The organism is Micromonospora sp. DT178, from assembly GCF_049841695.1.
In the GTDB taxonomy this organism is placed as follows: Bacteria; Actinomycetota; Actinomycetes; order Mycobacteriales; family Micromonosporaceae; genus Micromonospora.
On the sequence record NZ_JBNCKV010000003.1, the window covers coordinates 355785 to 370175 of the forward strand.

Consider the following 14391-nt stretch of genomic DNA (forward strand, 5'->3'; position numbering starts at 1 on the left):
CAGCGACTGCGCCGGTCCGCCGGCCGCGCCCGGCCCCACTCGGCGCGGTCGCCCTCGACTCCACTGCGTGTCCCTGCCGCCACCGGCTGACACGAACAGTCGATTGACAGATTTCTTTATTTACGCATGTCTTGATGAAGAGATCCTTCGTCACCAGGATGCTCCCAGGCGCCCGGACACGGGCGTCCACAGTGTCGCCTCACCCCAAAAGGAGCGTCGGGACAGTGTCACCACGACGATGGCGAATGGCCGCGGTCGGCCTGGCGGTCGGCCTCACCCTGCCGATCGGCGCCGCGGCGCCAGCCGCCGCCGCACCGGACTCCGCCGACACGAAGGTCAGGGCGGTGGCCGCGAAGGTCGACAGGAAGGTCACCACCCGGCTCGCCCGCGAGGGCAGGGCCAGCTACTGGGTCTTCCTGGACAGCAAGGCCGACCTGTCCGGCGCGGCCAGCCTGCGCGGCAAGACGGAGAAGGCCGCCCACGTCCACCGCACCAAGACCGCCCACGCCGAGCGCAGCCAGGCCGGCCTGCGCGCCATGCTGGCCCGCGAGGGCGCGGAGTTCACCCCGTTCTGGCTGGTCAACGCGATCAGGGTGACCGGCGACGCCGAGTTGCTCGGTGACCTCGCCGTGCGCACCGACGTGGCCGAGATCCTCGCCGACGACCCGGTCGAGATCCCGAAGCCACTGCCCGGCGAGACCGTCCCCACCACCAACGCCACCGAGTGGAACATCGACCGGATCAACGCGCCGCGGGTCTGGAACGAGCTGAACGTACGCGGCGAGGGCATCGTGGTCGCCAACATCGACAGCGGCGTCGACGTCACCCACCCCGCCGTGGCGGCCAGCTACCGGGGGCGCAACGGTGACGGCACCCTCGACCACAACTACAACTGGTTCGACCCGGCCGACATCTGCCCCACCAACGCCCCGTGCGACAACAACAACCACGGCACGCACACCATGGGCACGATGGTCGGCTCGGACGGCGCCAACGTGATCGGCGTGGCCCCGGGCGCCCGGTGGATCGCCGCCAAGGGCTGCGAGACCAGCGGCTGCTCGCGAGCGTCGCTGCTCGCCTCCGGCCAGTGGATCGTCGCCCCCACCGACCTCAACGGCGCCAACCCGCGCCCCGACCTCGCCCCGGATGTCGTGAACAACTCCTGGGGCTCCAGCGCGTACGACCCGTGGTACACCGAGATCGTCTCGTCGTGGGTGGCCGCCGGCATCTTCCCGGCCTTCTCCAACGGCAACAGCGGCCCGAGCTGCAACACCTCGGGCAGCCCCGGGTCCTACACGATCAGCTACAGCTCCGGCGCGTTCGACGTGAACAACGCGATCGCCAGCTTCTCCAGCCGCGGCACCGGCGAGAACGGCGACATCAAGCCGAACATCGCCGCGCCGGGCGCCAACGTCCGCTCCTCGGTGCCGGGCGGCTACTCGGCGCTCAGCGGCACCTCGATGGCCTCCCCGCACACCGCGGCGACCGTGGCCCTGATGTGGTCGGCCTCGCCGGCCCTACAGGGTGACGTCGCCGAGACCAAGCGCATCCTCGACGACACCGCGATCGACGTCGACGCGCTCACCTGCGGCGGTACCGTCGACGACAACAACGTCTTCGGCGAGGGCCGGCTCGACGCGTACGCGGCGGTCGACGCCACCCCCCGGGGCGCCCTCGGCGCGCTGGGCGGTCGGGTCACCTCCGGCGGCAACGCGCTGGCCGGGGCGGACGTGACGGTCACCGGCCCGATGACCCGCGTCACCAGCACCGGCGCCGACGGCTCGTACGCGCTCGATCGGCTGATGGTGGGCAGCTACACGGTCTCGGTGAGCAAGTTCGGCTACACCACGGGAACGACCTCAGTGACGATCACCGAGAACCAGACGGCCGACGCGGACGTCGCCCTCGAGGCGGCCCCCTCGGCCACGCTCAGCGGCACGGTGCGCACCTCGAACGGCACGGCCGGCGGCGCCACCGTCGCCGTCCTCGGCACCCCGCTCACCGCCACCGCCGACGCCGACGGCCGCTACTCCGTGACCGTGCCGCACGGCACGTACGACGTCCGCTTCGCGCACACGTACCGCTGCTCGGACGAGGTGACCAGGCCGGCGCAGGTCGGCGCGGACACCGTCCTGGACGTCACCCTGCCCGACCGGGTCGACTCCTTCGGGTACGCCTGCGGCCCGGCCGGAGGCTCGTTCGTCGCCGGCACCCAGCTGCTGGAGACGTTGACCGGTGACAACAAGTCCGTCCCCGTCACGCTGCCCTTCCGGGTCCCGCTCTACGGCAACTCCTACCGGCAGGCGTGGGTGAGCACCAACGGCGTGCTCGGCTTCGGCACCTCGTCGACCAGCCGCCTCAACACCGCCCTGCCGAACACCACCAACCCCGACCTCGCGCTCTTCCCGTTCTGGGACGACCTCTACGTGGAGGAGGACTCGGGGGTCTACACGGCCGTCACGGGTGCCGCGCCGCGCCGCACCTTCGTGGTGGAGTGGCGCAACGTGTCGATCTTCGCCGACCGGTCGATGCGGCTGACCTTCAGCGCCGCCATCGGTGAGGACGGCTCGATCACCTACCGGTACGCCGACATCGACGGCGACGGCGCGGAGACCGGCACCGGCGCGTCGATCGGCCTGGAGAACGTCGACGGCACCGTCGGCTTCGAGTACTCGTACAACGCCCAGGCGGTCGCCGACGGCACGGCGATCACGTTCCGCACCACCCGCAGCGGAGTGCTCTCCGGTGTGGTCACCGACGCCAACGACGGGCGTCCGGTCGCCGGGGCCACCGTGACCGCCCGGGTGGACGACGCGACGGCCAGCCAGACCACGGAGGCCGACGGCACGTACCTGATCCAGGCCCCCGTCGGCACGGTCGAGTTCACCATCGACAAGCAGCACTACGAGGCGGCGTCGGGCTCGGTGGCGGTGCAGGCCGGCGCGGCCGAGGTCCGTTCGGCGGCGCTGCGTACCGCACGCGTCGGCACCCCGACGAGCGAGCTGACCGTCGTGTCGGGGGCCGAGCAGACCCGGAGCCGACAGATCACCCTCAGCAACACGGGGGTGCTCGGCACCGACGTCACGGTCACCGAGCTGAACTCCGACGGCACGCCGCAGGACATCAGCTGGCTCGGCCTGTCGGGTGCCACCGTCACCCTGGGCAGCGGCGGCCGGCACACCGTCGGCGTGGCGACCAGCACCGCCGGCCTGGCCCCCGGCAGCTTCCACCAGGCCAAGCTGCGGATCTCCTCGGCCAGCGGACGCCAGCCCGTCCTGGACGTCCCGGTCACCCTGGTGGTGCCGCGCACCACCCTGGCGATCGACGCCGGCGCGACGTCGGCCCGGGCCGACGTCGAGGGCCAGACCTGGTCGCCGGACCGGGCCTGGACCGCCGGCGGCGCCGGCTACCTCGGCACTTCCAGCCGCCGGACGACCAGCACCCCGATCACCGGCACCAACGACCCGGCCCGCTTCGCCAGCCAGCGGGAGGGGATGTACGAGTACCGCGTCGACGGTCTCGCGGACGGCCACTACACCGTGGAGCTGGACTTCGCCGAGGTGAAGCGGCAGTACCCGGACCGCCGGGTCTTCGACGTGCTGATCGAGGGCCAGGAGGTGCTGCCGTCGCTGGACGTGGCCGGTGAGGTCGGCAGCTACGCCGCGCTGAGCCGGACGTACACGGTGCGGGTGATCGACGGCCAGCTCAACGTGCGGTTCGTGACGCACAAGGGCTACAGCGTGCCGATCGTGAACGCGCTGCGCGTCACCGACCGGCCGGACCTGCTGTCCTGACGGTCGTACGAGAAACGGGGCCCGGCCGGTGACGGCCGGGCCCCGCCCGTGTGGACCGCGGGGCGCTCAGCCCTCGTCGCGCGCCAGCAGCCCGGCCCGCCGTGTCGTCAGCGCGGGCAGGTCGACGGAGACCTTCCAGGGCCGCTCGGTGACGAAGAGGTCCTCGGTGTGGGTCAGCACCTCGTACTCGCCGGTGGGGCCGAGCGTGTACTCCGTCAGGGTCATCCGCTCGTGCAGCGGGTCGACCACCCAGTACGTCCGCACCCCGGCGTGCGCGTAGACCTTCGCCTTGTCGTAGAGGTCACGGAACGTCGAGGTCGGCGAGAGGACCTCGACGGCCAGCAGCGCGTCCTCGACGGGGACGGGCGAGCGGTCGGCGTGCTCGCGGCGGATGGCGACCACGTCGGGGCGCGGCTCGTTGCGGCGGTCGATGAGCGACACCGCCTCAGCGGGGCCGGCCGTCGCCGCCCTTGCCGAGCTTGTTGAAGTCGATCTTCGGCAGCTTGAAGCCCGGCGGGAGGCCCTGGCCGGCGGCCAGGTCGTTCGGGTCCATGCCCGGCGGGAGCTGCGGCATACCGCCCGGGAACCCGCCCGGCATCCCGGCGCCCGCCCCGGCGCGCGGCCGGTTGCCGCCCTTGGTGCCCTTGCGCTTGTTCTTCGGCGACTTGGTCGCCTTGCGCCGGCCGCCGCCCGGCAGCCCCATCATGCCGCCCATCTGCTTCATCATCTTCTGCGCGTCGGCGAAGCGGTTGAGCAGTTGGTTGACGTCCATCACCGTGACGCCGGAGCCGTTGGCGATGCGGGCCCGGCGCGAGCCGTTGATGATCTTCGGGTTGGTGCGCTCGGCGGGGGTCATCGACCGGATGATCGCGGTGACCCGGTCGAAGTGCTTGTCGTCGACCTCGGCGAGCTGGTCCTTCATCTGCCCCATGCCGGGCATCATGGCCAGCACGTTGGCGATGGGGCCCATCCGCCGGACCGCGATGAGCTGGTCGAGGAAGTCCTCCAGGGTGAACTGCTCGCCGCCCATCAGCTTGGCGGTCATCTTCTCCTTCTGATCGGTGTCGAAGGCCTGCTCGGCCTGCTCGATCAGAGTGAGGACGTCGCCCATGCCGAGGATCCGGCTGGCCATCCGGTCGGGGTGGAAGACGTCGAAGTCCTCCAGCTTCTCGCCGGTGGAGGCGAAGAGGATCGGCTGCCCGGTGACCTCCCGGACCGACAGCGCGGCGCCGCCGCGGGCGTCGCCGTCGAGCTTGGAGAGGACCACGCCGGTGATGCCCACGCCGTCACGGAACGCCTCGGCGGTGCGCACCGCGTCCTGGCCGACCATGGCGTCGATGACGAAGATGACCTCGTCCGGGTCGACCGCGTCGCGGATGTCGGCGGCCTGCTGCATCATCTCGGCGTCGATGCCGAGCCGGCCGGCGGTGTCGACGATGACGATGTCCCGGGCGGCCCGCTTCGCGTGCTCGATCGAGGCGCGGGCCACCTGCACCGGGTCGCCGGTGCCGTTGCCGGGCTCGGGGGCGTACACCTCGACGCCGGCGCGGCCACCGAGCACCTGGAGCTGCCCGACGGCGTTGGGACGCTGGAGGTCGGCGGCGACCAGCAACGGCTGGTGGCCCTGGGCCTTGAGCCAGCGGGCCAGCTTGCCGGCGAGGGTGGTCTTACCGGAACCCTGGAGGCCGGCGAGCATGATCACCGTCGGCGGCTGCTTGGCGAACTGGAGCCGCCGCCCCTCGCCGCCGAGGACGTTGACCAGCTCCTCGTTGACGATCTTGATGATCTGCTGCGCCGGGTTGAGCGCCTGGGAGACCTCGGAGCCGCGCGCCCGCTCCTTGACGTTGGCGATGAAGCCCTTGACCACCGGCAGCGCGACGTCCGCCTCCAGCAGCGCGAGGCGGATCTCGCGCGCGGTGGCGTCGATGTCGGCGTCGGTGAGCCGACCCTTGCCGCGGAGCTTGGTGAAGATCCCGGACAGGCGGTCACTCAAGGTGTCAAACACGCGAACATCCCGTTTGTCAGTGTTCCGGCGGGCACATCGGCGACCGGGCGAGGTGTCCGGCCACCGCTAGGGTAGCCGGCCGGGCCGCGGGGCCGCTCCGGGCCGGGCACAGCCGGGGCGCGGAACGGCGCCGGCTGTGCCCGCGCACGCCGAGGGTCGGCGGACCGGCAGGAGGCAACTCCTCACACCGCGGCCAGCACCGCCGCCTCCAGGCGGGCCCGGGTGGCGTCGTCCGGCCAGCCGCCGACGAGGTAGAAGGCGTCGACCACGTCCCCGCCCAGGGTCGAGATGCGGGCCGCCCGCACCTGGGCGCCGGCCTCGTCGAGGGCGCAGGCGACCCGGTAGAGCAGGCCCGCCGCGTCGGCGGCACGCAACTCCAGCAGCACGGCGTCCGTGGCCGCCTCACGGTGCCAGACCACCCGTGGCGCGGCCCCGCCGGACCGCGCCGCGAGCGCCCGGCCGCGCAGCCGCTGGGTGACCGAGACGTCGCCGTTCACCGCGCGGCGCAGGTCGGCGCCGAGGGCGATCGGGTCGGGCGCGAGCCCGTACCGGGGCTGCACCCGGCACTCGACCAGGGCCCGGCCGTCGACGGTGGAGGCGTCGGCGGAGAGCACCTCCAGCCGGTGCAGCGCCAGGCAGCCGGCCACCGTCGCGAGCAGGCCGCGCCGGTCCGCCGCGGCCACGGCCACCCGCTCCCCCGTCAGGTGTACGACCGGCAGGGGCCCCGCCAGCAGGGCCGGATCGGGGGCGGGTGGGGCGGGCAGCACGCCCGTGTCCAGCGCGGTCCGCACCCGGGTGACCAGCTCGGCGACCAGCCGGCCCTTCCAGTCCGACCAGGCGGCCGGCCCGGTGGCGGCGGCGTCGGCCCGCACCAGGGCGTGCAGCAGGTCCAGCGTGGTCGGGTCGCCGACCCGCTCGGCCACCCCGGCGATGGTGACCGGGTCGGCGAGGTCCCGCCGGGTGGCCACGTCGGGCAGGAGCAGGTGCAGCCGGACCAGCGTGCCGATCAGCGCCACCTCCGGCGCGGGCAGGCCGATCCGGGCGGCCACCGCCTCGGCCAGCGGCGCCCCGACGGTGCTGTGGTCGCCGGGGAGCCCCTTGCCGACGTCGTGCAGGAGGGCGCCGAGCAGCAGCAGGTCGGGGCGGTCCACGTCGCGGGTGTGCCGGCCGGCCTCGTAGGCGGTCTGCACGAGGTGCCGGTCGAGGGTGAACCGGTGCACCGGGTTGTGCTGCGGGAGGCTGCGCAGCCGGGTCCACTCGGGCAGCCAGCCCTCGATCAGCCCGTACCGGTCGCAGGTCTCCCAGGCCGGCACCAGGCCGGGACCGGCGCCGAGCAGGGTGATCAGCGCGGCCCGGGCCTCGGCCGGCCACGGCGCCGGCAGCGGCGGGCAGTACGCGGCCAGCCACTCGCAGGTGGCCCGGGCGATCGGCAGCCGGGTGACGGCTGCGGCGGCGGCGACCCGCAGCGACAGGCTCGGGTCGGGGCGCGCCCCGATCGCGGTGCGGGCCAGCACCAGCTCGCCGTCGTGCTCGACGACGTCCCGGGCGACCGGTCGGCGCAGCGGACCCCCGTCGGCGCCCCGGCGGCGGCCCGAGCGGAGCCGGTCGGCGGCGCGGAAGGCGTCGTCGAGGGCGTGGCTGACGGTCCGGGCGTCCCCGGCGACCCGGCGCAGCAGCGCGTCGCCGTCGCCGACGGTCCCCGCGGCGACTACGGCCCGCCGCGGGATGTCGGCCGCGCCCGGCGAGGGCTGCGGGACGTCGCCCGCACGCGACGGGAGCTGTGCGACGTCTTCCGCGCCCGGCGGGAGGTGCCGAAGCCCGAGCAGCGCGGCGACCCCGTCGCGTTCCTGGGCGACCAGCCGGTCGACCCGGCGGCCGACCTGCCGGTGCAGCGCGTCGCGGGTGTCGAGCAGCCGCAGGTGCGCGGCGCGGACGGCGGGGCGCAGCGCGTCGGTGATGCCGGCGGTGGCGATCGCCCGCAGGATGCCGACGTCGCGCAGCCCGCCGGCCGCCTCCTTGAGGTCGCCCTCCAGCAGGAACGCCAGCTCGCCGTGGGCGGCCCAGCGGGCGGCGGTGATCTCGCGGAGCGCCGGGAGTTGCCGCACGGCGGTACGCCGCCAGTGGTCGGCGGCGGTGCGGACGAGCGTGTCCGCGAGCGCGGCGTCCCCGGCGACCAGCCGCGCGTCGAGCAGCCCGAGGGCCACCTTCACGTCGTCCTGGGCGACGGAGAGCGCCTCGGCGACGGTCCGTACGGAGTGGTCCAGCCGCAGTCCGGCGTCCCACACCGGGTACCAGACCGAGGCGGCCAGTTCGTCCACGCCGGGCACCCCGGCGTGCAGCAGGACGAGGTCGAGGTCGCCGTGCGGCGCGCACTGCCGGCGGCCCAGCCCGCCGACGGCGATCAGCGCCACCCCGGGCCGCCGCGGCAGCAGCCCGCGCAGCCACCGGTCGTACGCGTCGGCCCGCGCGGCCCGCACCGGTTCCCCGACGTCGCCGTTGACGCCGACGACCTCGTCGACCAGGAGTCCGGCGGCACCGTCGCCGGTGCGTCCCGATGCGTTCTTCCTGGTCGACGAGGTCATGTCGGTGGGTGGCCGGTCAGAGCGCGTCGAGGCCGCGCTCGCCGGTGCGGACCCGGACGACCTCCTCGACGGCGGTCACCCAGACCTTCCCGTCGCCGATCTTGCCGGTCCGGGCGGCGCCGACGACGGCGTCCACGATCTTGTCGACGTCGATCTCGTCGGTGAGCACCTCCACCCGGATCTTGGGCAGGAACTCGACCGTGTACTCGGCACCCCGGTAGACCTCGGTGTGCCCCTTCTGCCGCCCGTAGCCCTGGACCTCGCTGACGGTCAGGCCGGCCACGCCGAGGGCGTGCAGGGCCTCCTTCACCGCGTCCAGCTGGTACGGCTTGATGACCGCGGTCACCAGCTTCATGTCCAACCCCTCCATCCCAGGAACGTTAACCGGCGACCTTCTCGGCGGCGGACTCGGCGGGCGCGGCCGGCTCGGCGGGCGCGGCCGGCTCGGCGGGCGCGGTGGGCGCGGCCGCCGGCTCCGTCGCCGGCCTGGCGCCGGTCAGCCCGGCCATGGCGAACGCGCTGCCCCCGCCGCTGCCGGCGGCCGGCGACAGGTCGTAGCCGCTCTCGGCGTGCTCGGCGATGTCGATGCCGCCGACCTCGTCCTCCGCCCGCAGGCGGAAGCCGATCGTCTTCTCGATGGCGAAGGCGAGCACCCAGGCCACCGCGAAGGACCAGGCGGTGACGATCAGGCCGGCCAGGGCCTGCCGGCCGAGCTGGGTCACCCCGCCGCCGTAGAAGAGCCCGTCGGAGGCGCCGATCACGTCGGTGATCGCGCCGTTGACCGAGTTGGTGGCGAAGAGGCCGAGCCAGAGCGAGCCGATCCAGCCGCCGACGAAGTGCACGCCGACCACGTCGAGCGAGTCGTCGTAGCCGAGCTTGTACTTGAGGCTGATCGCCAGCGCGCAGACCGCCCCGGCGACGAGACCCAGCAGCACCGCCGCCCAGGGGGCCACGAAGCCGCAGGCCGGGGTGATGGCGACCAGGCCGGCGACGGCGCCGGACGAGGCGCCGACCAGCGTCGGCTTCTTGTCCTTGATCCACTCGACGACGATCCAGCCGAGCACCGCGGCGGCCGTGGCGAGCTGGGTGTTGATGAAGGCCAGGCCGGCGACCGAATCGACGGTGAGTTCGGAACCGGCGTTGAAGCCGAACCAGCCGAACCAGAGCAGCCCGGCGCCGAGCGCGACGAGCGGGATGTTGTGCGGCTTCATGCCCTCCCGGGGCCAGCCGAGCCGCTTGCCCAGCACCAGGGCCAGCGCCAGGGCCGCCGCGCCGGCGTTGATGTGCACGGCGGTGCCGCCGGCGAAGTCGAGCGCGTGCAGGTCGCCGCCGATGATGCCGCCGCCCCACACCCAGTGCGCGACCGGGAAGTAGACAAGCGTCGCCCAGCCGAACGCGAACAGCAGCCAGCCGGCGAACTTCGCCCGGTCGGAGACCGCGCCGCTGATCAGCGCGACGGTGATCACGGCGAAGACCATCTGGAAGGCCATGAACACGTAGAGCGGAACGCCGATGCCGCTCGGGTTCTCCGCCGTCGCCCCCCAGAGGTCGGTCTCGGCGAGGAACGTCTTGGTGCCGAGATAGGCGCCCGGGTCGCCCCAGAGGCCGTTGACATCGCTGCCGAAGGCGATGCTGAAACCGTAGAACCACCACAAGACAGAGATGAGCCCGATCGCGGAGAAGCTCATCATCATCATGTTCAGTACACCCTTGGACCGGTTGAGGCCGCCGTAGAACAGCGCCAGTCCGGGCGTCATGAGCAGCACGAGCGCCGTCGACACCAGCAACCACACGGTGTTGCCGGAATCGATCGTGGGTGCCTCAGGCACGCTGGCCTCCTAAAGGTGAAGTTCCCTCCTTCACGGCTTCCGGGGCAGCGTCGCCCGTACGCCGGATGGGCGGAAGCCTGCTCGCCTCCTGTTTCCCCCAGCGTCACCCGTCGATTTCCGGATGGTGACGGGTTGTTTCGGACGTGTGAAGAGAACCTCACCGCCGGCCGGCGCGGCCGACGGCACGACCGCTCAGCGCAGCGCGTACTCCAGGGCGTTGCGCTCGTAGTCGAGCAGCCGCAGGTCCCGCATCGGCCGGCGCAGGTGCCCCTTGTGCACGATCCGGACGAAGGCCGGCTCGCCGGCGGCGGCCATCCGGCGGATGCCCTCCACGTGGTCCACGATCCGCTTGCGGATGGTCCGGATCAGCCGGTGCCGGTCCCGCGGGATCAGCCCGTACGCGTCGGCGAAGAGGCGCAGCCGGCGCGGCCGGTCGGGGTGCTTCCAGCCGAGCGTGATCGAGTCCCGGTCGGAGAAGATCGGCACCCAGGTCCAGGCCGCGTACGCCACGTCGTAGATCCGGGCGCCGGGCGAGGCGAGGTCGAAGTCGATCAGCCCGAGGGTGCCGTCGGGCCGCCAGATGACGTTGTGCGGGGCGGCGTCGTGGTGGCAGATCACCTCGGTGTCCGGCGGCGGCGGGCCGAACGAACGCCACACCGCCCCGGGCGGCGGGACGAAGCCGTACTGGGCGTCGTGGAACATGCGGAGCATGGTGGCGACGGTCACCAGCGCCTCGTCGGTGACCCAGTGCGGGGCCAGCGGGTACTCCCCGCACTCCCCCTCCAGGTACGACAGGACCTCCCGGTTGCGCTCGTCCATGCCGAGCGCGCGGGGTGCGCCGGTGAACCCGACGTACTCCAGGTGGCGCAGCAGGGCGTGCACGGAGGGCGTCCACGGCCCGGCGTTGCGCCGGACCGTGTCGCCGACCCGGACCACGGTGCTGACGTTCCCGCCGTGCAGCGGGATCTCCTGCGAAGTCACGTACGGTCTCCCGAGGCGCGGCGACGGGTGGCTGGGGTCGCGCCACCCGGCGTAGGCGCGATCGTCGGTCGTCACTGCGAGGTTACGCGTCCCGGGCGAGCGGCTCGGTACCGAGCAGCGCGTCGACGAACTGGGCGGGGTCGAACGGGGCCAGGTCGTCCTTGCCCTCGCCGAGCCCGACCAGCTTGACCGGGATGCCCAGCTTGCGCTGCACGGCGATCACGATGCCGCCCTTGGCGGTGCCGTCGAGCTTGCTGAGCACGACGCCGGTCACGTTGACCACCTCGGTGAAGACGCGGGCCTGCTCCAGCCCGTTCTGCCCGGTGGTGGCGTCGAGGATCAGCAGCGTCTCGTCGATCGGGCCGTGCTTCTCCACCACCCGCTTGACCTTGCCCAGCTCGTCCATCAGGCCGATCTTGTTCTGAAGCCGGCCGGCGGTGTCGATCAGCACGGTGTCGACGCCGGTGTCGATGCCCCGCTTGACGGCGTCGAAGGCCACGCTGGCCGGGTCGGCCGCCTCCGGCCCGCGCACGGTCTCCGCGCCGACCCGCCCGCCCCAGGTCTCCAGCTGGTCCGCGGCGGCGGCCCGGAAGGTGTCGGCGGCGCCGAGCAGCACGCTGCGGCCGTCCGCGACGAGCACCCGGGCGATCTTGCCGCAGGTGGTGGTCTTGCCCGCGCCGTTGACGCCGACGACCAGCAGCACCGCCGGCACGCCCTCCTTGGGCGCGGTCCGCAGCGACCGGTCCAGGGTCGGGTCGAGCGCGTTGACCAGCTCGGCGGCGAGCAGGGCACGCAGCTCGCCCGCGGAGCGGGTGCCGAGGACGCGGGTCCGCTCACGCAGCCGGTCGACGATCTCCCGGGTGGCGTCGATGCCGACGTCGGCGGTGATCAGGCTGTCCTCGATCTCCTCCCAGGCGTCCTCGTCGAGGTGGTCGCGGCTGAGCAGGCCGAGCAGACCCTTGCCGAAGGCGTTCTGCGAGCGGGACAGCCGCGAGCGCAGCCGGACCAGCCGCCCGGCCGTCGGCTCGGGGACCTCCAGCACCGGGGCCGGGGCCTGGGCGACCGGCGGTTCCACCAGGATCCCGGTGGACAGTTCGGCCTCCGGCGCCTCCACCGGCGGGCCGGCCAGGTCCTCCTCGGCCCGGGTCTCGACCTCCGTCTCGGGCAGCGGCGGCTCCGGTCGCCGGCGCAGCCGCGGCACGACCAGCCCGATGCCGCCAAGGATCAGCACGCCGAGCAGGGCGAGCGCGATGAGGAGGTATTCGGTCATGCCGGAATCCTGTCAGATGCCGGCGGAGCTGTCCCAGCCACCGCTCCCGACCGGGCCCACGGAAGCCGGCGGTAGGCTCGGTCACAGCCAGCTGTGGTGCGACCGCCGGCCGGGTAGTAAAGATGAAGTCCGCTCATCTGGAGGTCGACCATGCCCGCGGCACACCTGCTCATCGGCCCGTTGCTCCGCAGGGTGGTCGGCACGAGCGCCACCATCTGGGTCGAGACCAGCGCGCCCGCGGTGGTCACCGTCCGCACCGCCGACGGCGCCGGCGGCACCGCCCCCACCTTCTCGGCGTACGACCACCACTACGCGCTCGTCGTCGTGGAGGGGCTCACCCCCGACAGCGCCACCACCTACGAGGTGCTGATCGACGACGAGGTCGCCTGGCCGGTGCCGAAGAGCACGTTCCCGCCCAGCGTGATCCGCACCCGGGCGGCCGACGACCTCGACCAGCCGGTCCGGTTGGTCTTCGGCTCCTGCCGCGAGACCACCCAGCACGCCACCACCCGGCGGCTGCCCCCGGACGCCCTCGACGCGTACGCGCGACGGCTGATGGCCGACCCGGACCCGGCCGACGTGCCCGACCTGCTGGTGCTCCTCGGCGACCAGGTCTACGCGGACGTGACCTCCCCCACGGTCCGGCGGCTGCTGAAGCGGCGCCGCCGGCGGCCCAAGGGCGCGCCGGGCGACCAGGTGGTCAGCTTCGACGAGTACACGAAGCTCTACCTGGAGTCCTGGCGGGACCCGGAGATCCGCTGGCTGTTCTCCACCGTGCCGAGCGTGATGATCTTCGACGACCACGAGATCATCGACGACTGGAACACCTCGGCCCCCTGGCGGGCCGACATGCGCGACCAGCCCTGGTGGGCGGAGCGGATCGCCAGCGGCCTCGCCTCGTACTGGGTCTACCAGCACCTGGGCAACCTCTCCCCCGACGAGATCGCCGCCGACCCGGTCTACGCCAAGGTCGTCGCGGCGGAGGACGCCACCGGGGTGCTGCGCGAGTTCGGGCAGCGGGTCGACACCGAGGCCGACCTCGCCCACGACACCGAGCGGTGGCGGGCCGTGCAGTACCAGTGGAGCTACGCGCTGGACCTGGGCCGCACCCGGCTGGTCATGCTGGACAACCGGTGCAGCCGGGTGCTGGAGCCCGGCCAGCGGGCGATGCTCCCCCCGGGCGAGTGGTCGTGGTTCCTCGACCGCGCCCACGGCGTCTACGACCACCTCGTGGTCGGCGCCTCCCTGCCCTGGCTGCTGCCGCCCGGCATCCACCACGTGGAGGCCTGGAACGAGAAGCTGGCCGACTCCCGGCGGCGCTGGGTCGCAGGGCTGTCGGAGAAGCTGCGCCGAGGGCTGGACCTGGAGCACTGGGCCGCGTTCCGCCGCTCCTTCGACGCGCTCGGCGCGCTCTTCGCCCGCCTCGGCAGCGGCACCCCCGGCGAGCCCGGCGAACGGGTCGGGGCCGGCCCGGCGTACGCGCCACCGGCGTCGATCAGCGTGCTCTCCGGCGACGTGCACCACTCGTACGTGGCGCGGGCGCGGTTCGACGACCGGAGCGTGGTCACCCCGGTGCACCAGCTCACCTGCTCGCCCATCCACAACCAGGTGCCCGCCGGGATGCGCCCCCTGATGAAGCTCGGCTGGTCGTCCGGGCCGGCCGGGGCCACCCGGGCGCTGGCCCGCACCGCCGGGGTGCGCCGCCCGCCGTTGCGCTGGAAGCGGCTGGCCGGGCCGTACTTCGGCAACGCGGTCGCCACGCTGGTGCACGCCGGTCGGACGGCCGAGGTGACCATCGAGGGCACCACCAGCGACGGGCACCTGCGCGAGGTCATGCGGCAGCGCCTCACCCCCGGCGGCTGAACCTCTCGCCGGGGCCCGGCCCGCCCGCGACGGGCGGGCCAGCGCCACCGGTGGGCGCGGCGCCCCG

9 protein-coding genes are annotated in these 14391 nt (G+C 73.4%); 2 read left to right on the forward strand and 7 right to left on the reverse strand.

Annotated features, from left to right (window positions below):
- Positions 1-245: 245 nt before the first annotated feature.
- Positions 246-3794, forward strand: coding sequence for a S8 family serine peptidase (locus ACLQ22_RS08250; protein ID WP_425691708.1), 3549 nt, complete (start codon positions 246-248; stop codon positions 3792-3794).
- A 66-nt stretch (positions 3795-3860) separates the two neighbouring features.
- Here the strand turns inward: ACLQ22_RS08250 and ACLQ22_RS08255 are convergent, their stop codons facing one another.
- The 7 genes from ACLQ22_RS08255 to ftsY all read right to left on the reverse strand — a co-directional run bounded on the left by ACLQ22_RS08255 (position 3861) and on the right by ftsY (position 12461).
- Complete coding sequence (locus ACLQ22_RS08255) at positions 3861-4235, reverse strand: Uma2 family endonuclease (RefSeq protein ID WP_425691709.1); 375 nt, start codon at positions 4233-4235, stop codon at positions 3861-3863.
- Positions 4236-4239: 4 nt separating this feature from the next.
- Positions 4240-5799, reverse strand: a complete 1560-nt coding sequence (ffh, locus tag ACLQ22_RS08260) for a signal recognition particle protein (protein WP_089001557.1) — start codon at positions 5797-5799, stop codon at positions 4240-4242.
- A 182-nt stretch (positions 5800-5981) separates the two neighbouring features.
- Complete coding sequence (locus ACLQ22_RS08265) at positions 5982-8381, reverse strand: [protein-PII] uridylyltransferase (protein WP_425691710.1); 2400 nt, start codon at positions 8379-8381, stop codon at positions 5982-5984.
- A 16-nt stretch (positions 8382-8397) separates the two neighbouring features.
- A complete protein-coding gene (locus ACLQ22_RS08270; protein ID WP_176733926.1) occupies positions 8398-8736 on the reverse strand; it encodes a P-II family nitrogen regulator in 339 nt (112 codons plus the stop codon).
- 25 nt (positions 8737-8761) lie between these two features.
- Entirely contained in the window at positions 8762-10210 is a 1449-nt protein-coding gene (locus tag ACLQ22_RS08275; RefSeq protein WP_425691711.1) for an ammonium transporter, read from the reverse strand.
- A gap of 192 nt (positions 10211-10402) precedes the next feature.
- Positions 10403-11266, reverse strand: coding sequence for an aminoglycoside phosphotransferase family protein (locus ACLQ22_RS08280; protein WP_172896564.1), 864 nt, complete (start codon positions 11264-11266; stop codon positions 10403-10405).
- Positions 11267-11273: 7 nt separating this feature from the next.
- Positions 11274-12461 (reverse strand): signal recognition particle-docking protein FtsY, encoded by a 1188-nt coding sequence (ftsY, locus tag ACLQ22_RS08285; protein ID WP_425691712.1) that lies wholly within the window; start codon positions 12459-12461, stop codon positions 11274-11276.
- 150 nt (positions 12462-12611) lie between these two features.
- Here ftsY and ACLQ22_RS08290 point away from each other — a divergent pair, with 150 nt between their 5' ends.
- Positions 12612-14324: an alkaline phosphatase D family protein gene (locus ACLQ22_RS08290; protein ID WP_425691713.1), complete on the forward strand. Its 1713-nt coding sequence runs from the start codon at positions 12612-12614 to the stop codon at positions 14322-14324.
- Positions 14325-14391: the final 67 nt, after the last annotated feature.

What these genes read in the sequence shown, in the direction of transcription:
- ACLQ22_RS08250 (WP_425691708.1), top strand. Translation starts at nt 246, where the DNA reads ATGGCCGCGGTCGGCCTGGCGGTCGGCCTCACCCTGCCGATCGGCGCC.
- ACLQ22_RS08290 (WP_425691713.1), top strand. Translation starts at nt 12,612, where the DNA reads ATGCCCGCGGCACACCTGCTCATCGGCCCGTTGCTCCGCAGGGTGGTC.
- ACLQ22_RS08265 (WP_425691710.1), bottom strand. Translation starts at nt 8,381, where the DNA reads ATGACCTCGTCGACCAGGAAGAACGCATCGGGACGCACCGGCGACGGT.
- ftsY (WP_425691712.1), bottom strand. Translation starts at nt 12,461, where the DNA reads ATGACCGAATACCTCCTCATCGCGCTCGCCCTGCTCGGCGTGCTGATC.
- ACLQ22_RS08270 (WP_176733926.1), bottom strand. Translation starts at nt 8,736, where the DNA reads ATGAAGCTGGTGACCGCGGTCATCAAGCCGTACCAGCTGGACGCGGTG.